General features: G+C 35.7%; 16 protein-coding genes. 9 read left to right on the top strand and 7 right to left on the bottom strand.

Annotation, left to right across the window (positions count from 1 at the left end; translation table 11 throughout):
- Positions 1–19: 19 nt before the first annotated feature.
- The 3 genes from E1750_RS17550 to E1750_RS17540 all read right to left on the bottom strand — a co-directional run bounded on the left by E1750_RS17550 (position 20) and on the right by E1750_RS17540 (position 3,917).
- A complete protein-coding gene (locus E1750_RS17550; protein WP_133278016.1) occupies positions 20–1,507 on the bottom strand; it encodes an arylsulfatase in 1,488 nt (495 codons plus the stop codon).
- 114 nt (positions 1,508–1,621) lie between these two features.
- A complete protein-coding gene (locus E1750_RS17545) occupies positions 1,622–3,004 on the bottom strand; it encodes a glycosyl hydrolase family 28 protein (RefSeq protein ID WP_133278015.1) in 1,383 nt (460 codons plus the stop codon).
- Complete coding sequence (locus tag E1750_RS17540) at positions 2,997–3,917, bottom strand: family 43 glycosylhydrolase (RefSeq protein WP_165698079.1); 921 nt, start codon at positions 3,915–3,917, stop codon at positions 2,997–2,999. The genes E1750_RS17545 and E1750_RS17540 overlap by 8 nt, the downstream gene beginning before the upstream one ends.
- 337 nt (positions 3,918–4,254) lie before the next feature.
- On the opposite strand from E1750_RS17540, the gene E1750_RS17535 reads away from it, so the two are divergent.
- The 9 genes from E1750_RS17535 to E1750_RS17500 all read left to right on the top strand — a co-directional run bounded on the left by E1750_RS17535 (position 4,255) and on the right by E1750_RS17500 (position 20,185).
- The gene (locus E1750_RS17535; protein WP_133278013.1) at positions 4,255–5,760 is read left to right on the top strand and encodes a sulfatase family protein; all 1,506 of its coding nucleotides are present in this window, start codon (positions 4,255–4,257) and stop codon (positions 5,758–5,760) included.
- 51 nt (positions 5,761–5,811) lie between these two features.
- On the top strand, positions 5,812–6,741 hold the full coding sequence (locus E1750_RS17530) for a hypothetical protein (protein WP_133278012.1): 930 nt from the start codon (positions 5,812–5,814) through the stop codon (positions 6,739–6,741).
- 6 nt (positions 6,742–6,747) lie between these two features.
- Positions 6,748–8,232, top strand: coding sequence for a family 43 glycosylhydrolase (locus tag E1750_RS17525; protein ID WP_133278011.1), 1,485 nt, complete (start codon positions 6,748–6,750; stop codon positions 8,230–8,232).
- A 13-nt stretch (positions 8,233–8,245) separates the two neighbouring features.
- Complete coding sequence (locus E1750_RS17520) at positions 8,246–9,715, top strand: family 43 glycosylhydrolase (protein WP_133278010.1); 1,470 nt, start codon at positions 8,246–8,248, stop codon at positions 9,713–9,715.
- A 202-nt stretch (positions 9,716–9,917) separates the two neighbouring features.
- A complete protein-coding gene (locus tag E1750_RS17515; RefSeq protein WP_133278009.1) occupies positions 9,918–12,416 on the top strand; it encodes a T9SS type A sorting domain-containing protein in 2,499 nt (832 codons plus the stop codon).
- A 158-nt stretch (positions 12,417–12,574) separates the two neighbouring features.
- Positions 12,575–15,355, top strand: coding sequence for a T9SS type A sorting domain-containing protein (locus tag E1750_RS17510; protein WP_133278008.1), 2,781 nt, complete (start codon positions 12,575–12,577; stop codon positions 15,353–15,355).
- A gap of 63 nt (positions 15,356–15,418) precedes the next feature.
- Complete coding sequence (locus E1750_RS17815; protein WP_165698078.1) at positions 15,419–15,559, top strand: hypothetical protein; 141 nt, start codon at positions 15,419–15,421, stop codon at positions 15,557–15,559.
- A gap of 209 nt (positions 15,560–15,768) precedes the next feature.
- Positions 15,769–16,626, top strand: coding sequence for a T9SS type A sorting domain-containing protein (locus E1750_RS17505; protein ID WP_133278007.1), 858 nt, complete (start codon positions 15,769–15,771; stop codon positions 16,624–16,626).
- Positions 16,627–16,771: 145 nt separating this feature from the next.
- A complete protein-coding gene (locus tag E1750_RS17500) occupies positions 16,772–20,185 on the top strand; it encodes a carbohydrate-binding protein (RefSeq protein WP_165698077.1) in 3,414 nt (1,137 codons plus the stop codon).
- A gap of 223 nt (positions 20,186–20,408) precedes the next feature.
- Here E1750_RS17500 and E1750_RS17495 read toward each other — a convergent pair whose 3' ends face one another.
- The 4 genes from E1750_RS17495 to E1750_RS17810 form a co-directional block, all read right to left on the bottom strand.
- A complete protein-coding gene (locus tag E1750_RS17495) occupies positions 20,409–22,043 on the bottom strand; it encodes a glycoside hydrolase family 43 protein (RefSeq protein ID WP_227873925.1) in 1,635 nt (544 codons plus the stop codon).
- Positions 22,044–22,120: 77 nt separating this feature from the next.
- Positions 22,121–23,215 carry a hypothetical protein gene (locus E1750_RS17490; RefSeq protein WP_133278004.1) on the bottom strand — a complete coding sequence of 365 codons (1,095 nt, stop codon included), beginning with the start codon at positions 23,213–23,215 and terminating at the stop codon, positions 22,121–22,123.
- Positions 23,216–23,248: 33 nt separating this feature from the next.
- Positions 23,249–24,787 (bottom strand): family 43 glycosylhydrolase, encoded by a 1,539-nt coding sequence (locus tag E1750_RS17485; protein ID WP_133278003.1) that lies wholly within the window; start codon positions 24,785–24,787, stop codon positions 23,249–23,251.
- Positions 24,788–24,806: 19 nt separating this feature from the next.
- Positions 24,807–26,639, bottom strand: coding sequence for a glycoside hydrolase family 43 protein (locus tag E1750_RS17810; RefSeq protein WP_165698076.1), 1,833 nt, complete (start codon positions 26,637–26,639; stop codon positions 24,807–24,809).
- Positions 26,640–26,672 lie beyond the last annotated feature (33 nt).

Here is a 26,672-nt window from a genome sequence, read left to right as displayed (position 1 = left end):
TCAATTATTTTCAATTTTCTTATTTAAATCTAGTTTCAACTTCTTTTTCATCGGGAGTAAATAATGAAATCAAATGATGTTCCGTATGGGCAGTTTTCATCAAATTACTCAACTCTTTTGCCTTTTTAGGATTGGCAGAAAAAACATTTTTAGTTTCAGAGGGATCTTCCACAATATTATAAAGTTCTTCAACAATGGCTTTAGATTTATCTCTTACATTAAACTTAATGTATTTCCAATCACCCACTCTAATCGCTTGCCTACCGCCTAATTCATAAAATTCCCAGTACAAATATTTATGCGCCTTTTGTTGGCTATCCTTACCTACTAAAGTGGGTAAGAAAGATATCCCATCAACATTTTTAGGGGCTTTAGCTCCTACAGCATCAGCAAATGTTGACAAAAAATCCCAAGTCGCTACTGGAGTATTTGACACTGAAGCTGGTTTAATTTTTGCTGGCCATTTCACAATTAATGGTACTCTAATTCCTCCTTCGTACAAATCTCGTTTATCACCTCGATAAATACCATTACTATCGAAAAACTTAGACGTATGTCCTCCTTCATTATGTGGCCCATTATCGCTAACAAAAACAACAATCGTGTTATCGGCAATACCCAACTTTGCAAGTTTTTCATCTATTTCTGCGACACAGCTATCTATAATTGAAATAGTAGTTGCAAAACCTTTTTCTGGATTTGGCCATTCTTTATTGGCAAACTCACCATAATTAGGAACTTCCATTCCGTCTCCTGTAAAATAGCCCGCTTCGTTATTTGTATGTGGTATATTCAAACAGTAATAAAGGAAGAAGGGTTTCTTTTTATTATCTTCAATAAATTGTAATGCATCTGCTCTCAACTTATCAATTGCATAGGTTTCTTTAATTTTAGCCACTCCTGCCCCTTCTTTCATTCCTTTCTCATAGGCGTATGACCAATCGGTTTTATTTCCGGCTTGAACTTCTTTTTTCCCATTTCGATACAAAAACTCAGGAAAAAAATTATGTGCATGCCACATATTTACATAGCCATAAGCATGGTCAAAACCATTTCTTGCAGGATCATCTGGTAATGGATCATTACCAACGCCCCATTTTCCTACCACTCCTGTTACATAACCTTTACTTTTTAATACATCCGCCACTGTGGTTTCATTAGTTTCGAGTAATTGCCCCTCTGGACTATTTCCTCTAACTGAGGTATGTCCTGTATGTTTTCCGGTAAGCATTGCGGCTCTTGATGGTGCACAAACCGAAGAACCGGCATAATGCTGAGTAAAAATCATTCCCTTGGAGGCAAGCTTATCAATGTTTGGAGTTTTCAGCGTCTTTTGTCCAAAACAACTTAAATCACCGTAACCTAAATCATCAACATAAATAAAAACAATGTTGGGTTTTTCATTTTCATTTAACTTTCCTCCTTGGTTCGTTTGAGAAAAACCTCTTCCTACCACAATAAAAAATACAAGAACTAATGCCTGCCTAATTAAATACTCTTTTTTCATTTTTTAACAATACTAAAATTTCTATCCAAAAGTAGAAGATACATGCTTTATTGAGCAGCTCTATTGTTCATTATTCTTGCTTTTTTTATCGGAAACATAATTTATGAATCTTTTCTATTGCACAATTACTTCCCGAGTTGTTGTTTTATCAATAATTATAAAGTCGGAGGCAGTATTCATTTTTTTTCCATTAATTTTTAAATTATCAAAAGTAAAATTAGAGATCGGATGATTACTGTCGTGCCCCATAAGTAAACTCGGAATTTTTTGTTTACCATAAAATTCTATATCCTTAAAAATAAAGTTAGAAAGTGATCCTTGTGTAGGATTCCAATTCCCCCATCTATTAGGACGGGTTACAATATGGAAAATACGCCACATAGAATTATCGATTCGAATATCTTGAATGTGGAAATTACTAATAGTAGCTTTTGATCCGTGCACTGCACAAAAAACAGCCAAATTTTCGTTATCCCAATGATGCTCTACTCTAATGACATCAATATCCTGAACTTTAATATTCCCAAAATCTTTACCTCCGTTCCAACTTATCATAAATGGAGCACCGTTTTCTAATTGCCATATAACACAATTTTTTACCGTAGTATGGCTATTATAGAGTTTGACAGCATCATCATTTACCTTGAAAAAACAATTCTCAATAAGCGTATTTTCACCTGCCGAAATTCCGTCGGTACTAAACCACCAACCCATCATTTTGACATTATCAATATGATGATTGAATCCGCTCAACGAAATCATATATCGAGGAGCATGAAGTATTGTAATTCCTTCGATTGAAATGTCTTCACTATTTTTAATCGTAATCATATGATTGTGTGTTCGTGCTTTATAATCTTCTCCAGACAAAATACCACGACCTTTGATGCTAATTTTTTTGCCACCTTCAGCATAAAATTGACCTTTAACATAGGCTCCGCCAGCGATATAAACCGTAGTATTTGAAGGAATTATAAATTTATCCCCAAGTTCATGAAATCCAGGTTCAAAATAGATCACATTTTTCTCATTCCTATTTGGGATATTCTCTTCTAAAGGATTGGCAAAAAGCAATAATGGATGTTCAATAAAAATTCCTTTTTCGAATTCAACCGAATAGTGCCCTGCTTTTGCCAGTTCAAATTCAATGGTAGTGTCATTTATTATTTGAACCTTTATGTTAGATATTCTAGGAAGAACTTGAACAAAATTAACTTTAGACTTCAATAAAATAACTCTAACTTTAATCGTTCCTTGAAATGAAAAATTAGTCCAGGAGGTGGATTTAGAATTATTGGTAACGTGCATCGCATTCATCGCAAACACATTGGATGGAACGACTTTGTTTTCCTGAATCAACTCTACCTTATAGTATGGCGATGAAAAAATATATTCGTTATTCCCCTTTACATTGGATGGCATTTCATAAGTTACAATTTGTGCCTTTGCAAGTAAACAGTAAAGTAAAACGATGCTATAAAAGATATTCCTAATCATTTTCGCTCACTTTTTGATGTTTGTTTTTAGCTGTAGGTATAAATAATCTATCCCCATCGATTTGAATAGGTTCGATACACAAATAAGGTTCTGAATATTTTTCGGAGCTATGATAAGTATTAAAATACCGTTTGTTCTTTCCTAAAAACAATTGATTGCTAAATACGACTTGTGTTGGAGGTGCATACCCGTGAACTGTTGGATACTTGTTTTTGACAACCTCATCCGCTTCTTCCTCCAAAAATGTATACATTGGATTAGCTCCATCCCAAATCCAAGGTCCTAAGGGATGCTTTGCAGTCATATGAAAAATCTTCACTTCATATCCACCATAAAATTGTGAAAACAGCATATGATGATCGGAACCAATTTTTGTAATTTGTGGTGCATCTAAATATTTATAGTGTGTACCTAAAGTTTCAGGGCCAAGCAATTCTTTTGGCTCTGATTTCAATTCTCCTTTTTCGATATCAATTTCGGCTATATAAATACGAGCATCTTTATCGTAAACCACATAAATTTCTTCCTCATTTTTTCCTATCACCAAGCTGCCATAATTGCCCAATACGATAGGTTTTTCTATAGTGATTACCTTAAAATCTTCCTTTAAATTATTGGCAACTGCAATTCCAAACCCTAATTTTTGATAAGGATTGACGGCATTGTTTCGATTATTAAATGTAAAATAGTATTTGTTTTTTATTTTGATGATTTCAGGAGCAAACCATCCATCTTTATACCAGGCATTAATTGGAATCGATTGTGTATCGATAAGCTTTTTTGTGATTTTCCAATTGGTAAAACCTTTCGATTCATACAAATTTGGTCCCAAATAGCCTTTAAACGGATTGGAGTATTCAGTACCTAATAAGTAATACTTATCCTGCTCATAAAAAACAAAAAAATCTTTCATCCCATATGGGTTGATGCCAGCTCGAATGGGATTATCCCAACTTTGGTCAAACACTATTTTTTGCTTTGTTCCACAAGCCAAAAATAGGCAAAAAACAAGTACTGAAAGAATTGACAAAAACAACTTCATATTCATATTGGTTTACTATTGACAAATTAAATATATGCTAATTAAGATGATTTGCTTTTTAAAGCATACTCTTAGCTTAAATGAACATATTTCTACTGATTTAAGCAATTCTGCTGATAAAATTTACAGAAAAACTAAAGCAATGCACAATTGAGCAATTCAATAGACTGAAATAACTCTAATTTTGAAACACTAATGCTATCTTTTTATGAAACGGTTATCTATAATTCTACTTCTTTTTTTATCTACTAACAGTTTGTGTTTTTCACAGCAAGAAATAATAAAAAATACAAACCACACGAACAAAAGACCGAATATCATTTGGATCTATGTTGAAGATTTGAATCCTATTTTTAGTTGTTATGGAGAAAAAATAAATCCAACTCCAGCACTTGACAATTTAGCAGAAAACGGCGTTCTTTTTAGTAAAGCTTTTGCTGCAGCTCCCGTTTGTTCTGCTTCGAGATCGGCAAATATTACAGGTACAATGCCAACTACATTTGGCATACACAACCATCATTCTTCAAGAACTGTGGAAGATGCCATTTTTTTGCCAGATGGAGTAAAAACGATACCCGAAGTATTCAAAGAAAATGGGTATTACACTTTCAGCCACGGGAAAGACGATTATAACTTTATCTATAATCGCAAAAAATTATACAATGATGAAATGGGTATAGACTTTTATTACACTTTAACAGGCACCGGAGATTGGCTTTCTCCATTATCGAACAACCAACCATTTTTTGGACAAATTCAATTAGAAGGTGGCAAATTAGGATTAGTACAAGTCTATCCCAAAACGAAAGAAAAAATTACTCCAATTGATCGAAATTTAGTGGTACTTCCTCCTTACTATCCCAATGTACCCACTTTACACGAAGATTTTTCACGCCAATATGATGCAGCACGAGCCACAGATGTGGAAGTCAAGGAAATATTAGAAAAACTCAAAGAAAAAGGACTATTGAACAATACCTATGTGTTTTTCTTTGCAGACCACGGCTATGATGGCTATAGACACAAACAATTTTTATATGATGGCGGACTTCACATCCCATTAATCATTGGATATTTTGGTACTGATTCACAAATAAAAAAACATAGCAAACGCAATGATTTAGTTAGCGGAATCGACATTGGAACTACGTCCTTAGCGTTGGCTGGCATTCCTATTCCAAGCTATATGGAAGGGAAAAACGTTTTTGCTCCCAATTTCAAAAGAGATCATATTGTGGCAACTCGAGACCGTTGCGATTTTACTATAGATAGAATACGAGCCATACGTACAGACAAATTTAAATATATCAAAAATTACATGCCCAATCGGTCTTATACACAACCTACTTATAGAGATAGAAGAATTGAATATGTTGATACCAAAAAAATGTTTGAAGCAGGAAAATTAAATGAAGTACAAGCCAAATATTGGTTACCAACGAAACCCGAAGAAGAATTATACGATTTAGAAAACGATCCATTCGAAATTAACAATTTAGCCAGTAATCCTAAATTCGGCAAACAATTAGAACGACATAGAGCTCTTTTGAGTAATTGGTCCCAAACGTATGGGGACAAAGGCGAAGAACCTCAAAATATTTATTCACTAAAATTTATGTATGAAAGATGGGGAGAACGCTGTGTCAATGAAGAATACGATGTCATAAAGAATATGAAAGTGAAAAACAAACCTCAAATCAGTATAAAAAATTAGATGATAAAAAGAGGGCTTTTTTCTATTATCTTCACTTCATTATTTTTTAATATGAGCTTTTCACAAGTTAGTATTAAAAAAGTCAATGCTTTTGGCTATGACAACTGTATAGAATTAAAAAACAATGAAGTCACTGTTATTTTAGATCCCAATGTTGGTGGCAGAATTTTAGCATTCCAACGTAACGGAAAAAACATCCTATTTGAAAACCCTGATTTGAATGGAAAAATATGGGAAAAAGGAATGCCTAAATTTGAAGTCAGCGGTGGTCGATTTGATATTGGACCAGAAAAAACAGCTCCATACAGAGAAAGTTTTCATAATTCTTGGATAGGTGAAATTACAGGTAGAAATTCAGCTAGACTTACAAGTCAAAAAGACAGCCTAACTGGAGTGCAATTGATGAGAGATTTTATACTTTCGGACAATTCATCCCATTTAAAATGCATTCAACATATTAAAAACATTTCAAACAAGGTTCAAAATTATGCGCATTGGAGCAGAACATTTGCTAAAGGAGGTGGAATTTGTCTGGTACCATTAAACCCTAAAAGTCGTTTACCAAAAGGATACGCAATGTATCAACGCAATACTACTTTAATTGATTATAATCCGCCGCAAGAAGAGAACTTAAGAGTACGTGATGGTATTTTAGAAATGTTAGGTACGCCTAGTCAACCCAAATTTGTAATGGATAGTAATGCTGGCTGGTTGGCTTACAACTCAAAAGATGATTTGTTATTTATAAAAAAATTCAAAGCAAATGAACCTAACACCTATGGAGATGTATTAAGCAATCAAGTATCTATTTGGTATTTCAAAGAGGAGAAATGTGAAATAGAACCCATTGGCCCTTTAGAATCGATTCAGCCTGGAAAAACAGTAAGTTTCACCGAAGACTGGTGGCTTATGGATTATAAATACCCAACAGATAAGACTATAAATTTAAATGAAATAACAACAATTATTAATTCCCTCTAATACCTTATGAGACTTCTAATTTTAATCTCACTATTTTCCATAAGCACGAGCATATCGTATTCCCAAATTAAAAAAAACTCAAATACAGCTCCATATCCTTATGGAAATCCAGTAATTAAAAATATGTATACTGCTGATGCTTCACCTCATCTTATGCCTGATGGGCGTGTTTGGATGGTCACTTCAGTAGATGCAGAAGATGGTGGAGGTTATGCCACCATGCATTCGGTTCACGCTTTTTCTACAGCAGATATGGTTACTTGGGTTGATCACGGAGAGATCATCGGTTTAAAAGATCTCAATGAAACTCCCGGAGAAGACTGGGCGATTTGGGCTCCTGATTTTACGTATCGAAACGGAACTTATTATCTATATTTCCCGATGCGAAATCTAAAAGCCAATGGAGAAATAGATCGTTATTGTGTAGTTGCCGAAAGCAATAGTATGCAGAAGCGTTTTAAAGTCACAAATCCTCGAATCGAAGGAGCAAATAGTGCACTTGACCCATCGGTTTTTGTAGATGATGATGGCGTCGCCTATTTGTATTGGAACCAATTGAATATGGGAATTCTGAAAGAAAATATGCGCGAATTAGAGGGCAATTCATTTAAACTTGATATTGGTGCCAAAAACTTTATGGAAGCTGCTTGGATGCACAAACGCAATGGAAAATACTATTTTAATTACCATACCAAATACAATAATAAAGTATCCAAAGACAATCCAGAGGATCCAAATCGCGAAAAATCAAACCTTGATTATAGCGTAGGAATTTCTCCAAAAGGCCCCCTAACCTATCAAGGAACTATGAATTATGAGCTTGGAATTAATGTTAAAAACGCACCATTATTGGAAGACAAAAACTATGTTCCATGGCGTTTAATGCAATCCAATCACGGGGGAATCGTAGAATACCACGGTCAGGAGTACTTATTTTATCATACTTCGGCGCTGTCCTCCTGGCGTCAAGACGAATTTAAAGGTCCAGGAACCTGGACACAACGATCTGTTTGTGTTGATTCTTTGAATTATACACATGAGGGTTCAATTATTCCTGTACGTCAAACGATCGAAGGGGTAAAAAAAGTAACTATCAATCAAGATTTTAGTATCGCATTAAACCCTAAAAAAGCATTCGAGCTGCAAGAAATTAAAATTAAAAACAATACAATTACGGCACAAAACAGTAGTTCGATTTCATTTAAAAACATAAATTTAGGAACAGGATATTATTATTTTGGAGTGAAAGTGCTACAATCAGTTACAAAAGGTAAAATTGAAATACGAAAAGACGGTAGCAACGGAACACTCTTGGGAACAATCCTTTTAAATGAAAATAGTCTAAAAACGAATAATGGAATCGCAGAAACTTTTTTAAGAGAAGCCAATGGAGTGCATACCATCGTTTTAGTATTTAAATCGGATAATAATGAAACTATAAAAATTACTGAACCCAACTTTTTTGCAGGTTCTCCAAAAAAAATAAACTAAACTCAAATCATAAATGATACACCTACCAAGAACAAAAACGCTACTAAAATTTAAAACTGTAAGCATTTGTCTTTTAATTTCGATGGCAAGCTTTGCACAAAAGAAAAATTTAAATACTAAGCCCTATCCTTATGGCAACCCCGTAATTAAGCATATGTACACCGCTGATGCCTCGCCTCACGTTATGCCTGATGGCCGTGTGTGGATGGTCACCTCTGTAGATCATGAAGACGGTGGAGGCTATTCGACCATGCATTGCTATCACACTTTTTCATCAAAAGATATGGTCAACTGGACCGATCATGGAGAAGTTTTAAATATTTATGATGCTATTGGAAAGACAGAAGAACCCAAAGGAGAAGATTGGGCACTTTGGGCACCAGATATGGTTTACTATGAAGGAAAATATTACCTATACTTTCCTGTGCGTATATTATTCAAGGAAGGAGGATACGATGAAAAAAACCGAAAAACAATTGCCTATACTGCCGTAGCTGTTAGCGATTCGCCAGATAAAAGATTCAAAGTAATCAATCCAAAAATTGAGGGAACAACAGGCATTGATCCTGCCATTTTCATCGATGATGACGGTCAGAAATATTTGTATTATGGAAGCCATATGGCTGCCAAACTTAAAGATAACATGACGGAATTGGATGGAAAACCAATTAAATTAGACGTCGACGATGACCGTTTTATGGAAGCTATTTGGATGAACAAAAAAGCAGGAAAATATTACCTTTCGTATCATACAGAATATGACAAGCCTATAGATCCAGAAAAACCCGATGATTTATTTAGAAAAAAATCAAGATTAGATTATGGTGTTAGTGACAACCCTCTAGGTCCATTCGAATATAAAGGTATTTTGAATTACGAATTGGGTGTAAATGTAAGTGAAGGACCAAAATATCCTGGCAAAAATTATGTGCCTTGGCGTTTGTATCAATCCAATCATGGGGGAATCGTAGAATACCACGGTCAGGAGTACTTGTTTTATCATACTTCTGCTCTATCGTCTTGGAGACAAGATGAGTTTAAAAATGCCGGCACTTGGACACAACGCTCGGTTTGTATTGACAAAATTGTTTATGATGAATCGGGGCAAATTCGTCCCGTACAACAAACCTTAACTGGGGTTCCAGCGGTAGTTATCAATCAACCCTTTGAAATAAATTTGGATATAAAATCCAATCTAATCAAAAACAACATCCTTGAGTTTAAAGATATCAACTTAGGTTCTGGATACTATTATGCTGGAATGAATTTAAAAGGGATTAAAACCCCGACAAAATGTGCCATCCATTTAGACAGACCGGATGGTGAACTCATAGGTACATTTATCATTAAAAAAGACGGAATTAGCGAAACTTTATTAAGAAATGCCAATAGGACACATACTGTGTTTTTTGTTTTTGAAAATCAATTTGATGCCAATAGTAAAATAGTATCAGCAAAAATATTTGCAGGATCTCCCAAGTAATTATTTTTTAATTTTTCTCAGTGCACCAGCATTTATTGGCAACAATAAAAGATGGTGCACTTTTTTCTAGACCAAATCTTATAAAAACAACTATTATGAACAATTGGACAAAAAAGAAGTTTTTTTGCATTAATCTTTGAAGCTAAATCGATATAATTTTACCATAAATTGACTAATCCCTGAATTAAACTATTTTATAAGTATGAAAACCATTTTATCCTTTTTGATGATTCTTTTCGCAACATCAGTTTTTGGGCAAATTACCCATTATTCGTGGCCAACGGCTTTTTTTTCGGATAAATACGAGGTATATGTGAAAAAAGGTACCGATCCTGAAATAAAATTAGATGTTTTAATGTCTCTTCCTGACCCAAATGATATTCAATACGATAGTCAAGGATCTGAACTCGCAGGAAGAAGTTTTTCCTTTGCTTCTATCTCCTATGACAATACAGTAAGTACTGGGATAACATTTAGAATTGTTAAAAAGTATGGAAGTTCATCGACAAAAGTAAAAATCGCTCCCAAAAGCTACAACATTACTCCCACGGTTGGAACTAACGAAGTGTCATTCACAATTAATGGCAACAGTAAATACGTTTCGGTTAATTTTGAAGATACTGCAAACGAAACTAGTACCAAAAAATGGATCAAACATATGTTAACCATTTTTATCGATCCTGCCGAAACAGGAGCTCCAAACCCTACAGATCCTGGAGTTGTAACCTACTCTTCTTCATTATCTCCTACTGCATTAGATAATGCTACAACAATCTATTTCCCTCCGGGATATCATAATTTAAGACAGTATCAATTTAGCAGTTCAATTCTTACTACAGACGGAATTCTTACGTTGAAATCGGGTAGAAAAATGTATTTGGCAGGAGGTGCAGTTGTTGAAGGAATTGTTCAAAGATTTGATTATTATGATACCAATCAAAAAATATACGGACGCGGCATTTTAACTGGTAAACAATACATTTGGCAAGATGCAAGCGGCAACAAACCTTATGGCGAATTGGTCGAATTAGGGCAAAACGCATCCATCGAAGGTGTAATGCTAATGGATTCTCCAAATCATGGTATTGTGGGTGTCAATAATTTTATGATAAACAATTTAAAATTTTTGGGTTGGCACGCCAATAACGATGCGATTCGTGTGGGCCAAAGAAGTGAAATAAAAAATTCTTTCATCAGAGCTGTCGATGATTTCTTCTACAATTTTAATAATTATGTCCATGATTGTGTTTTATGGGCAGGACATAATGGAGCTATCTTGACTTATGGATGGGGTGGAGACCCAGGAGGATTAACCTATAATTCCGGAGCTTCTACATTAGATAATATAGATATTATTAATCCAGAATGGTCAAGTTTAGGGAATAATAACGGTATAGTAGCCGCACAAATAGGTTTAGATTACAAACCTTTTGCTTATGGAACAGCCTCCACTTTAACTACAGTTAAAAACATTAGAATCGAAGGTAGTATTCCGGGTATATTGAACTTAAAACCAAGATCTAATCCCGATGCTATTCAAGTTCCTGTAGCCAATTTGGGTTATTTAGGAGACTTACTTTTAGACAACATCACTGTTGAAAAACAATTTGCTAAAGGGCTTATTAGAGGGCAAGCCAATGCCACTACTACGGGAACAAATACATTCTTTACGAAAAACGTAACCATAACCAATAGTACCATAGGCGGTACTCAAATCAATACCATCAGTGCTCCTGTTTATTTTGATATTGAAGCCAGTACTACTCAAAATATTGTTTTTGATATAGGAACGGGATCCTCAAGTTCAACCTTAGAAACCGTAGATTTCGCATCTAATGTTCCAATAACTAAACTTAGCACCCCTGTTACGGGCACTACGATGGGAATAACCAATGCCGATATTGCAGGACTTACTGCGGGCACAGGGCAATGGTTTGCAGCCGATTACAATCTCCCTACTGGAGAATTTTCCGTTCAAAGCACAGGCGGTAATCTAGATCAATATGTATCAAGAGTTTCTTCATCCGAGTTTGCTAGAGGAATTGCTTATGTATTCAATAACAGAAATAAAGATGCTTTTGGCATATTAAATATGTCTTTTGATTATTTATGGAAAAGCCCACTCACAGCTGACCGAATATCTTATAGAGTTTATGGTGTTAATGACGACGAAAACAATGGTATAGATGGTTATTTTCAACTTACCGGAGGTTCTGGTGCATTTGGAGATAATTCTGCATCTAGTTATGTAAATGGTACTGACGCTACTGCAATCGCAGGGAACAATGCTTTAGGCACAAGTGACAGTTGGAAAAAAATTGACTACACTATTGATGCTACACAATACGAATACATTGTGATTGTTTTTGCAGGTGGCTTTGGTACGGTGCAAGCTAGCCCTATTGGTCTGTTTGGGATTGACAATATTAAAGTCCCTACTAACAAAACCTTATCAACAGCTACATTTCAAAAAAGTAGTTTAGTCATTTTCCCGAATCCGGTTGAAAATAATCTAAATATCACCAACCTAGAGGGCGAATACTCCTACTCTATTTTCGATTTGCTTGGCAAAAAACACAAATCAGCTAGCAAACAAACTTCAAAAGCAATTGATATTTCTGAATTAAGCAGAGGCACTTATCTTATTTCGATAAGCAACAATGCAAACAACCAAGAAACCTTGAAATTTATAAAAAAATAAAATACATCTCCAATAACAAAGCACTGCCAAAAGCAGTGCTTTTTTTTGCAACTTAGAACAAATCAGCTAATTATATGTACAAATTGAACAAAAAAGTACCCTTCAAAAAAATAGTTTTACAGAAATAATTTATTTACTAATTAATAAAAACCAAGATTATGAAAAACAAAATTTACTTATTTAAAAAACCACGGACTTTTCTTTTTGTCCAAATCATGCTGGTATTCGGGCTGTTTACTGGCAGTTTACAGGCTCAGGTTCCCACTCATATTTGGAGTGGAGGCAATGGTGATTGGAACGATGCGAATAATTGGAATGTAGTAACCACCACTTCGCAAACAGCTGCTTCGACTAGCGGTAGCACCACTTTAACTCTAAGCGCTGCAAATGCTGCTATTGCGGTCGGAGATTATGTTTCAGGTCCGACTACAACTATTAGTTATGGAACACGTGTCACTGCGGTTGCAGGAACTGCTGTAACTATAGATTATCCTGCGAACGTAACAAATGCAGCTGGTGCCTTTGTTTTTTATAAACCTGGAGCTACGGGAGTATCATTTCCGGGATCCGCTGCAAATCACGGTGCACTTATTTTTTCAGGAACTTGTACAATAACAGCCAATCCCGCGAATCCAATAAAGTCTCTGCTCGTTGAGAATACTTCATCACAAGGAAAATTAATCATAAATAGCGGTATTACATTAGCTTTATCTAATGCTGGAGCGGGTTCGACACCATTGTTTATTGTGAGAGGGGGATTAGTAGAAAATAACGGAGAGCTCAAATCTACCGCGACAATTTTCAACGGAAATTGCGTTCGATTCGATACTCCATTAGCTGCACCAAGCGGCGATTGGGGAATTATTGGCTCAGGAATTCTAACTTTTAGTAACACTTCTTTAGTTAATAATAATATGTTTACAGGGTCACACATTAGTATCAATCATACTCTTGCTTCTACACCAAAAATCGTAATTAATTCAGGATCTACTTTTACTGCTTTAAGTCCAAGCCAAACAGGCGCAAATCCTGCTATTCTATTCAATATTGCTACAAATTCAAAAGTACAAATACAAGGTTCTGGGCTAACGGCTCCTGCATCGGTTCCTTTATTTAAAACTGCTGCAGGTAGTACAGTAACAATAGATTCTGGTGTTACATTAACCTCTGTTAATGCTGTTCCTACTACTATTGCAGGAACAATAAATAATTCAGGAACAATAATAAGTTCGGGGCTCATTACGAATACTGGCACTATAAATAACATTTCTTCTGGAAAATTAATTTTAAAATCTGAAGCTACCGCGGCCTACTTGTTTACGTTATCTTCTACTACCCTTCTCGCAATAACAGCTGGTGATACCTATACTAGCGGAGGAGCAACTTTTACTGTTGTTTATAGTAGACTTGTAAATTCAACTGCAACTGTAAAATTATTAGCTATAGCTTCGTCTTCGACCCCCGTTGCATTATCTGGAACTTTAACAAAAGTGACAGGCTCAGGTGATGCGAGTATCGCGTATACCGCTGTTGAAAAAGTAGGTATTGGTTATTTATCAAGTACTACCTCTGTTGATAATGTTACACAAGACCGTTATTTGAGCAGTAACCAACGTGGCTGGAGATTATTGAGTAATCCGCTTACAGATGTTACTTATGGTTCAGTAGCTACGGCAAGCACTACCCCACTTACGCTTGGGAATGGCACTGCAAAAACATACGATTCTGCGACCAATACTTGGACGGTTTCAAACACAGACGACACTCAAACTTGGGGTAGTAAAACCGCAGTATCATTATTTGTAAGGGGAAGAACAAGCGAGGTTACTGGTACTTCCTACAGCGTTAATCCTCCTTCTAATGTGACTGTTTCGGTTACTGGTGCAGCTTCAAATACCGCACCAGCTACAATTAACACTATATCTGGTCAATATTATTTAGTAGCTAATCCTTATACAGCTCCAGTGAGTGTTTCAAGTATCTTAACCGCAAGTACGGGTTTAAGTACAACTGTTTCTTATTACAACCCTACAGTCGGTTCTAGTGGCAGCAATGCTGATTTAATCCTAAAATATGGTGGCTACACTACCCCGACTGTTTCTGGCGTTGCAGGTAGCACGACCGATGTTATAATTCCTCCTATGGGAGCCTTTTTTGTGCAAGCAACTGCGGATGGAACTATCAATGTACCTAAAACAGTGATTTTTACTGGAACTCCAACTCCTCCATCTGGAAATTATACTCACAAATCAGCTCAAACAAAAATTGCGGCAACCAATGCCTTGAAACTTGAGGTAACAGCTGATAATACCTATTACGATACGGTATCAATGCGATTTAAAGCCGCAGGAGATGCAAGCAGTAATATCGATTTTGGTAAATTACCGAACACCGTTTTGGATGCTTATAGCATTGCAGGAAGCAACAAAATGGCGGTTTCAGAATTAGAATTGAAGGAGCAAATGATTCCTTTAGGAATTACATCTACCATTCAAAAGAGCTATTCGTTCAGAGTTGCAGAGAATACAATTCCTGCGGGTTTCGAAGCAGTTTTAGTTGATACCTATTTGAACAAAAATACGGTTTTGGCTCCAGGCACTGATTACGTTTTTGCTATCGATAGCAATCCAGCCAGCCAAGGAGATACTCGTTTTGCGATTAATTTGAAAACAACTGGAACTTTGGGTGTTGTAGCCAATGCATTGGATGCTAATATCCAAGTTTATCCTAATCCATCTCGTGGACAATTCAATATTACCAATACCTTACAAGATGGCGCTACTATTGAAATCAGTAGTCTAAACGGTCAAAGAATACACATGCAAAAATTGAATTCAGGAACCACTACGATTCAAACGAAATCTTGGGCTACAGGAGTTTATATTCTAAAAGCAGCTAACAACGGAACTGAAACGACTAAAAAACTAATCATTCAATAAGCCATGAAAAAATCAATTTATATACTAGCGAGTCTATTAATTTTCTTATATACTAACCCAATTTTGGCACAAGCTGATCCAGGAGACGATCCTGATGCACCAGCAGCTCCAATCGACGACTATGTTTGGATTTTGGTGCTTGTAGCCATCGCTTTTGCTATCTTCAAGTTTAGAGCAATCTACAGACAAAAGATAGCGCAATAGAATAAAAAGAAAGCATTTTGTTTTAACCAAGCCTTGTCCCTCTGGAACAAGGCTTGTTTTTTTTTATTAGGAAGCTTTATCTAAAATTCATCCTTTTATTTTCAATAATGAACAAATGGGCAATAATTATGATTATTATCGACAATCTAACAAGATCCAAAGAATTAATTTTACTATACTAAATTTATTAACCATTAAAATATAAGATTATGAAAAAAATTACTTTAGCCTTATTTTGTTTAGTTACTACAATTGTAACATCACAAAACCTAATCGTAAATCCAGACTTTCAAGCTGGCGGAGGAAGTCTAAATTCATGGACATTTACCACCCAAGGAACGTATATCATTCCGCCTGCAACAATAGCAGCAACACATGGAACTGCTGCTATAAATGATGGAACAGGAGATTTTTATGCCTCACTAAGGGGCGAAAATGGGTGTTTGTATCAAAAAGTAGCTGTTTTGCCTTCACATAATTATTCATGTACTTTGGTTTTTAGATTTATTACTACAAGACAAACCTCTGGTTACGGATATGCTATGGAAACAACAACACCATTAACTCCACCTGATGTTACTACAATTCTTAATGGGTCTTCGTCGCTGAAATCATTTTGTACCACAAATGGTGGTGTTTGGACAGAATTTGGATCTCTAGACAATGCCAATTTAGTTGCTGATCCTGCCAACTATACCCGCACTTTTACTTTTGCAACACCAGCTGATGCTACTTTTGTTTACATTAGTGTCGGTTCAAAAGGTGCAGTTTCAAATTTACAACTCAATACGGTAAACCTAACAGATACAGGAGCACTTTCAATAAATGAAGTAGAAAAATCACAATTTACTGTATACCCAAATCCAGCAAACAATGATGTGACTATTTCAAATATTCAGGGAGATTTTTCATATAAAATTGTTGATGTTTCAGGTAAAATTGCTAAATCAAGCACTAAACAAGCATCCAATACCATAAACATTAGTGACTTGAATGCAGGAGTATATTTTATGGAAATCACAAATAGTGACAACATTAAACAAACAACTAAACTTATCAAAAAATAAGTACTAAAGTTAAATTCAAGCGAAGGCTGTTCAATACTTTTTTGGACAGCCTTTAATGTATATATTAAAAAAATATTGTGCTAGAAATTCCATTAAGTTAAAAAGGATAACAATTCGCCCCTTTTTAAAAGTAAATTCAATAACAATGAAAAAAATCAAACTACTTTTATTTTTTATGCTATCTAGCGTAATTTCTACTAGTGTATATTCGCAAATTAGTGCTCCTTCAAAAGTCTACTTCTTATGTGAAAGTCCTTTTACTAATTTAAACCTTTTTTGGCAAGATAACAGTAATAACGAATCTGGTTTTGTTATTGAATCCAAACTTGACGGTGGCAATTGGGAAACTTGGGAAACAATAAATAGTGCCAATGTAACTTCTTACAATAGACCAAATTACAGTCGTACAGAAAGTAGAGAATTTAGAGTGATTGCTTTTAATGGTTCTGAAACCTCCCCAGTTTCGAATAGCATAAGGGTGGTGGGAACCAGTTCTACACTTGAAGTATCTCCTGAAATTCCGGGCATTAGAAATCCAAAATCACATACCATTAGTGGGGTAACATTCTCAGAAATTCAAGACCAATGCCCAGCTGATCCTTCAAAAGGGAAAGCGACGAGAATTTCAACTTACTTTAGCGTTGAAGTTCGCAAAGCATCTGAATCAACGCTACTGAATACGCCTGTCTATGAAACACGCTCACAGATCAGAAATTATATTGCACAAAACGACCCGCAACACACCGGTGGTCACAGACCTTATGCTTGGGGTAATTACGGACCATCCTCTAACAGTCCTAGTAGAGTAATGCACAGTAGGCATTGGACCAATATAGATGGTGCTGAAAACATTGTTGTACGAATCAAATTATTACCCACTCGATTGAGTGCACATTCTAGCAACATCAATATAAATGATTTGCAAATAATGCCAACTCCCCTAAATGTAAATTTGGTTGATGACACTACTGTTGATGTAACTTTAGCAGGTGCCACATCCGATTATGCCTTGCATTATAGAATTGCTTTCAATAGACAAGCTTGGACTACAGCTTCCGGTAGAGACCCTAACACAGCAGAAGCCCCCTTATTTATCTTTATGAATCCAATCAGTATAGCTCCCGCTTCGGCTCCTGAAAATGAATTCAAGGAATTTAATGGAGGAGCATTGATCGTTATGGGAGCAGGAATTCATTTACCCAATAATAGATGGCGATTTTTTGGTAGCGGTGAAAACAGTGTTGCAAGAGAATTATATGCTCCTGGAGATGCTTACTTGCACGGAGGTTTTGTTTTTAATGAGGATACTTACCAAATGAAAGCACACGGAAGGGCTATATATAGTGATGAATTCTTTAATGTTTTTGATATCGAGACTGCAACTGGATACGAGTATTCCAGCCCCGGACGAACTCCTTGGTCAAAAATGACTTGTACCCAAGGCAATGTTTGGAACATAACACCACCTTGGGAGGCACGAGTAGCTTTTTCTAGTACTTATGCCAATCAAACCCTATTTGAAGGTTTTACCAACATTGGGGGTAGAATGGGACCTGTTATGGAAAACGGTAGAGCATCTATGATTAACCATAAAGATGTAGGCTATACAGGAAGTACCTATCAACGAGGCAATGGTATTGCTGGAGCAATTTATAAAGGTTGTCTTTTGCACAATGAAGATGACGTTACCTATACCCATCCCGATTATCTTTTTGACCATTGTACAACTTACAATCTAGTTAATGGCCCCACTTTTCAATTGGGATGGTCTTCAACAAGCTATTTTAACGCTCTTGCCACCGTAAAAAACCATACTGTTTTTGAATCTGACAGAAAAGCAGGCACCGGAAATAACCACGGTGTTTGGAATGCTGCTGGCTTAGGATTAAACACCTTTACTTTACATACTGGTGGATATTGGGAAGATGTAACTATTTGGGGAGAACAAAATATTGTTTGGTCTATAAAAATACTTAACAATGCTACTACGGGATTTACCACTACTCCAATAATACAAGACAAAACTTGGAAAAATGTGACAGTTGAATTTCCTTCGAGATCAAAAAATCTACTTCAAGGAAACATAAATTCCTCCTTAAATCAAGTAGGATATCTCAAGTTTTTTCACTTTGATAATTTAGTAATAGCAGGAAAACGCATCAACAATATTGATGATGGCAATCATTTTACCTACAATGCTCAAACATTGTTGCATACTTTTACTTTTTTCAGTTTACCAAATCAAGTAATAAGCCCGACAGCAGGTATTTCACCAAACGGTCAGGCAATTTCTATGTTTAATATAAAACATAAAAAGTTCGTAAAAATTGACGAATCACTGCCTGTGAGTTTGAGTCCAGCCTGTGCTAATTCGTCTTCAAATGCTAGTCAATTTACTATCGTAGATGCAGGTAATGGATACGTTGCTTTACAAGCATCAAATGGATATTACTTAAAAGCAGATGCCAATAGATATGGCTATATACATAGCTTGCCAGATTTAGTAAGAGGGGATGTTGACACGCAGGCAATTACGGATTCTGCCAAATTTATTTGGGTAAATGTAGCAACTGATCAATTTGCACTGTACTCAAAAACGATGGGCCTTTATGTACGAACTGAAAGTAATTCAGGTCCCAATCTACCTCTTTATGCTGCCAGCAATAGCATAGGAGAAGCAGAAACATTCTCGTCCAATAGCAATATTATTTTAAGAACTATTACGGCTAGCGCCAGCGGAAGTGGCACGATTTCTCCCAATAATACCGTCAGTGTAATAGATGGAACAGACCAAACATTTACTTTTACTCCAGGGGCTGGATCTACAGTAAATAATGTAATTGTAGATAATGTATCGATAGGCAAAATGAATTCCTATACCTTTACTAATGTAACCACCGATCATACTATAAAGGTGGATTTTAATACAGTAATCCCTTCATTAATCCAAGCTGAAAATTTCAGTGCAATGTTTGGTGTTCAAACACAAACAACCACGGACTCAGGTGGCGGATTAAATGTAGGATTCATAGGTGCAGGCGACTGGATGGATTATGAAGTATTTGTTCCGCAAACCGGCACTTACAATCTTGATTTTAGAATTGCAGGTACAAATGCAACCTGGTCCTTTGATATACTATCCAATAACAACCTTTTGAAGACAGTTACTGGTATAAATACAGGAGGCTTCCAAGTATGGAGTACTTTAAAAACGACAATTGATTTAACAGCAGGCCAGCAAACGATTCGTGTTTATGCTAAAGCAAGTGGGTGGAATTTTAACTGGATGGAATTCACAACCAGTAGTTTAGGTAATGATGCTTTTACGAAAGACCAAATTATCGTATACCCAAATCCAGTTGAAAATGAGGTATTCATTACTAACATCGAGGGTGATTTTTCTTTTAAAATTTTTGATTTAACAGGCAAAAATATTATCAAAGGAAACCATCAAACTTCGGGTGGAATTGATGTTAGTAAATTAAATAAAGGAACCTATCTCTTAGAAATAAGCGACAATAACAACCTAAGAAAAACAGTTAAAATTCTAAAAAATTAATATACTTTCCTTTAAAAAAGCATTGCATAACTGCAATGCTTTTTTTAACACTCATTACCCAAAATATTAATTACCTAACTTAATCCGTTGAATGTCATTAATTTTTGAGGAGAATCTGCCAATTTACCGGTGATTTTGGTCTGAAAATCAGACTTTTAAACCATAAAGATGACCAAACTTGAAAAATCATTATCAAAAACTTAAAACTCCAAACGGATTATATTTACCTGTTTCTATATTCAAACCAATCAAATTCTGCTTTGTTTTTACTTAATTTACCGTTTGAACTAGCATACATTCCAACATAAGCACCTATAAAACCACCTGCAACATTTGATGTCAATACACTTGCGTCTTGGTCGGGTCCAATTTGAATCATATTATTTTCATTAGATCCAAAATAAAAACGAAGCTTCATACCTTCATTTTCTATTCTTAAAAGCACCTCTTTTTCATTATAGGGAACACTGATTATTTTTTGAATGGATTGCATTTTTTTATCCTGATTAAAAACTTGGATTAATTCGATTGAGTTTTTAGTTTTTACTAGTTGATACTGATAATTTTCATTCTGAAGTGACACCAAACCCGCTACTTCATTTTCTTTTGAAGTTTTAAAAGTCATTTTAGTCGTGGCTACGCTTTTTAAATATTCTAATCGTCTTCCTATAAACGAAGGGTTGTTTTTAGTTTCCGTAATTTTTTCAGGCCGAAGTGAAATTTCTAGCTTTCCTTGATGTAAAGTATACCATCTACTCAGTGGTGTTCGGATAAAATTCCAATCAAAACCCAATTGGTTTTCCTCGAAATCATCTTTGAATTTTCTCTTAAAAGGAGTCCAAGGAAGGTCAGGACGTTTGTCTTGAAGTAAAACCTGACCAATACCTTCGTTAAAAATTGGAGTAGTTCCCTCAAATTTTACGGGCGTTAAAAATGTTTCTCTTCCTAAATAATACTTTCCTTCGATGGGGCGACAAGCTAACATAACCGACCACCAATCTCCGTTTTGAGTCTGAACCAAATCAGCATGACCTACTGTGGTTATCGGATAATTACTCCCTAAATGCCTATGTGTGAGCACTGGGTTTACTTGTAACGGAACATAGGGTCCTGTAATTTTATCGGCTTCAAAAGCTGTAATGGCGTGATTATTCCAAGTACCGCCTTCTGAAATCATCAGTACATATTTATTCTTAATTTTATAAATATGTGGTCCTTCGGCAAACTTGGCATTTTTAGCATGACCGGTAGTAAGTATCTTGGGTGTTGAAATAATTTTACCCGATTTCAAATCAATTTCGCTAATGTAAATTCGGTCTTGCGAATTCCATTCTTGTGGTCCCCCGATATCGTGAGTTGACCCAATATAATAAGACTTGCCATCATCATCCCAAAAAATTGTGGGATCGATACCATAGGATTTATCCACCCATATTGGGTTAGACCAAGGGCCAGCTGGATTAGTAGCCGTTACATAAAAGTTGTCGCCACAACCACATTGGTTGATGCATTGTTTACAGGTAACAATAACATAAAACAAACCATCGTGCTGACGAATGGTAGGTGCCCAAATACCACCTCCATTTCCAGGAGTTTTCATCATCAATTGTTCAGGTCTATCCAATACATTGCCTATTTGCTCCCAGTTTACTAAATCTTTGCTATGAAAAATGGGAACTCCCGGAAACATATTAAAAGAAGAATTGACCAAGTAATAGTCCTCACCTACTCTAGTTACTGATGGATCAGGATGAAACCCCGGTATAATAGGATTTTGAAAAAATTTAGGATTTTCTTGCGCCTGCAATACAAGACTTACTAAGAAACTAAAAATAATTTTTACTATTGCTTTTTTCATTTTCATTTTTGAATTTACCTTACTACACCCTTCTGAATTAGATATACAGACATCTTGCCAATTCTACAGTGGTTCGATTATTTTTTCAAACCTCCCGTAATTTCGTTTACTAATTTGAAAAATCCTTTTTTCCTTTCGGAATTAATACCCCAATCTACAGGCATACTCTGATACCCCTCATGAAAATCAGTTTCTCCTTTTTTTCTAAAATCAAAATACCCCCAAGAAACGTAGTTTTGGATGGCTACTACGAAATTATTAGTTTCTTTATCAAAATTAAAATGATCGTCTTCATTGATCACTATTGGCATTGGTCTAAAACTTGGTAATTGCTTTGTTTTATCTATCAATTCCTGAATAACTGCTGTAGTTTCAGCTCCATTTCCGTGTATTAAAATAAAATCAGAGGCTTTGACAACGGCATCAGTAGGAACAACTTTGCCACTAAAACTAGTGCTTACCAAATAGCGATAACCTTTTTGTTTTTTGTTTTTCACTCGATCAATTAATTCAACTATACGCTCAGGTGCTATTATGTTATGGTCATACTCTTTTCCTAAATCACATTCATTGGCAATCTCGATGATTACATTTTTATATCCTTTCTTAAAAAGCCAATTGATTAGATTATCGGTAGCGTTGATTATTCCTGCTTCATCCTTTATGTTTTGATCCTGACCAAAATAAAAAATTCCCAAAATAACCACCATCTGCAATTCATCAGCTTTCTTAAGAATCTTATCCAATCGATTCATGTACGGTTTTATAAGCGAACCGTCTGGTTTGAATCCGGGATTTAAACATTTCTTGTTTCCATATCCGTATGGGCTTCCTCCTTGCATATTGATGGTAAAAGCATTCATGCCTTTTTCATACCAAAGCGGAATCGCAGCAATAAATTCATTATTATTCCTTTCAGCATCCCATTTTTTGGTGTCTGGATAAGCAAATTCACCTACATTTTCAGAATTCAAATCGTCGAAAATCCCCTGAACCATTCGTGAATTTATCAATAAACCTTCAATTTTATTTCCTTTCCAATAACGTCCTTCATAAGTGGGCTTTCCGTTGATAAAAAATTGATTTTCTTTAATTTCTACAACAGTTTGCGCTCGGATAGAGCTATAGCCTACTAGCAATAATGCTCCGACTAAAAAAAGTTTTGCTTTCATTGTTTTAATTTTTTTTCGTTTTTATATTTTGCTTTATAACCCTTTATACTTAAAAGTTTCGAAGACTGCTTCGCCTGTTCCATAGCTAAACAACGAATACTTGTAACTTTCATGAGAACGCACGGAACAATCAAATTTTGTCCAATTAGCCCCGTCCTCACTGTAAAACATACTCACGTCTTTTCGGCTATTTTTGATTTTTAGCCATACCGCTTTCTTATTTTTAAGTTTATAAACCGATTGTCTAAGCCTCCAATCAGGCCCTTCTGCTATTGATACTGTTTCGCCGTCGGTTACAATTCCTTCGTACCCCATTCTTAAGCCAGCCAAAGTTTTTTTAGAAGCACTTTGGATTTTCACTATAATCTCATAACTGTCGTTTGGAGCAAAATTATAAATCTCTGATGCCGATCGGAAGCTCTCGCCAGAGGCTTTCATAATCAATTTCCCATTGCCCGAAATGAAATTTTCCTTTTTTGCATTATCATAATACCATTGCATTCCCAATGTTTCTGTATCAAAATTATCCGATAGTGCCAAGCCATGCCCTGTATTTTCTCCTTTAATTTTTGGAATTAAATCATCCGATTTAACACCTATCTTCTGAATGGGCCAACCGTCGTTTGTCCATTCGATAGGCATTAACAAACAAGGTCTTCCCATTTCGACAAAATTGTTGTTCCTTCCGTGAAAAATTGTCCACCAACTCCCATCAGCCCCTTCAAAAACAGTTCCGTGTCCCTGATGCCAGAAAGCTTCCTCTTGGCTAAACGTATGCGTAAGTGGATTGTGAGGAGAATTTTCCCAAGGTCCAAGAGGATGTTTTGCTCTTGCTACAATACTCATATGAGCAGTTGAAGGCCCATTTGTACCGCCTTGAGCAGAAACCATAAAATAATATCCGTCTTTGTAAAATAACTTTGGACTTTCTAAACATTTACACTCCACAACCCAATCATTAGGATAATTCCAACCATCGTACACCTTTTGTGGTTTTGATACAGCTTTCGTTCCTTCGTTGTTTAGACTAACCACCCAACCATGATTTAAATACAAATACTTCTCCCCTTTTGGTGTTTGAATAAATCCCGGATCAATCCCAGAATAATCCGAACCTGGAGCTTCTATCTCTAAATTGATCGGATCTGACCATGGTCCTTCGGGATTTTTAGCTATTATGACAAAATTCCCAAATGCCTCTTCTTTCTTATTTGGAAAATCTTTAATAGGCATATAAATGTGAAACTTACCATCAAAATATTGCAAATCTATTGCCCAAACCGTATTGTATCCTTCAGGTAATCGATGTCTAACTACTGGTTTCCAATTGACTAAATCTTTGGAATGCCAAATCACAATACCATTGGTTCTACTGAAGGCAACATAGTAATCATCTTTAACTCTTACCAATGTAGGATCTCCGTAATTACCCGGAAATATTGGATTCTTGTAAAAACCATTGCCTCTATCTGCCATAATCTGACCTTCATTTATTGCATTATCAACTGTTCCTTTTTGCGAAAAAAGAGCAATTGAAACCAGAAGTAGTACTGTATGTAAAAGTGTTTTCATTTCAAAATTTATTTAGGAATTAAAATTCGGCTCGTTTTAAAGCATTAAATTCATCTGAGGTTATTTTTATGAATGACCCATGTTTGGATTCTGCTGCGAATTGAACTTTTGTTGAAATATCTTTCCAATCTTTCAAATTTTTACTTTCCAATGCTTGCATGCCTTTTCCTCCATTATAATGATCAAAATACAAAAGATAGGTGTCCTCCTTTTTAAAAACAGAAGGGCCTTCTGTCCATGTAGCAGTGATGGGCTCACTCAATTCAGTCCAAGGGCCAAGAATATTTTTAGACGTTGTAATGCGAAGATTTTTTTTCAAAGGGGTGTCTCGCTCATCTTTGACAACCATATAAAAAGTATCCCCTTCTTTTAGAATTGTAGCATCAATGACCGGAATTCCCGGATTGTAAAAAACAGTTGGCTTGCTAAAATTCTTAAAATCATCGGTAGTCATATAATAAATACGATGGTTTTTATCATTTTTCACTTGTCCTTCAGTTTCAGGAAATTCACCTTTGATGGTGGATGACCAATAAATAAACCATTTTTTGGAAGCTTGATCGTAGAACATTTCAGGTGCCCAAACGTTTTTTACATTCGGATTATCAGCCAGTATAGGGATTGTTCGTGGTGTAGACCAATGCACTAAATCATCAGAATGAGCATAGCCCATTTTTTGGTTCCCAATGGTCCATAACAAATGAAATCCTTGTCTAGGATCTCTAGTGATAAATGGGTCTCGCATGCGGTTCATACCAATAGCTGGATTTACCCAAGGCTTGCCATTATTCAATTCATTCCAAACATAACCGTCTTCGCTTGTAGAAAACCACAAACCTCTGTCTCCTGGATCTTTAAACCCAACATACAGCCATTTTGATTGATTTTTAAAATCATTTGAATCCCCAAAAGTTGAATTCAATTTTTCAAATTGTTCTTCAGTAAGCGGCAACATACAACCGTGTCTTGCTTCTTTAGGAAGGCTGAAACTATTGGCATACCCATCGTACCAAGGCCCTTCAATGTTTGTTGCTATTGCCATTTCGTATTGAATACCTGGATATTGCTCAAAATACAAATAATATCCTTTTCCGTTACCTTGTGGTATCAAAGTAGGAGCTTCCCTGAAATTGGGAGAAATTGATGGACTTGGTTCGCTATATGGTCCTTCTAAATTTGTTGCTTTAGCAATTCGAATAGATTTTCCGGTTGGCCAGTCTTGACTTGGAGCGCGTTCATCTTTCAATAGGGCATAATAGGAATTATTGAATTTTCTGACAATCACGTCTATGGTGGCGAAATCTTTATCAAACAAGCGTTTGGGCATTGATATCTCTTTCAAATTGGTGGAGGTCACAAATAAAGTACGCATACTTCCCCAATATTCATCTGCCGACACTTTGTTTCTGTTTTTAGTAGCAAAATGCCAGGTGATGATGTACTTTTTAGTGTCGATGTCATAAAACATTTTCGGTGCCCCATGCCAATAATCTTTTGAATCGAATTCGGGCAAACGACTCATATCAGGTTTTAAATCCGTTAAAAACGCCCAATTCAGCAAATCGGTTGAGGTCCAAATTCTAATTTTATTCCCGCCGTCTTTTGGATTTCCCACTAAATAAAACTTGCCGTCATGTCCTGTAATTATATCGGGGTGGCCTTTGTAGTCTTCCAAGATTCTTTTCCCATTGCGTAACGAGTTCCAATGCAAACCATCTTTACTGATTGAATAATGCAAGGTTCCGTAATCATCGTTGGTCATATGTGCGAAAAGATAACCACCAATTTTGTCAGTTTCTTGAGCAAAAATTGAAAAAGAAATTAGTAAAATAATAACTGTTTTAAAATTCATAAAAAAAAGTTTATCGGTTTTTTGTCACTATTA

This window comes from Flavobacterium nackdongense, assembly GCF_004355225.1.
GTDB classification, from domain to species: Bacteria; Bacteroidota; Bacteroidia; order Flavobacteriales; family Flavobacteriaceae; genus Flavobacterium; species Flavobacterium nackdongense.
Note: the sequence above shows the minus strand (reverse complement) of the source record. Positions and strands in the feature narration are given on the sequence as shown.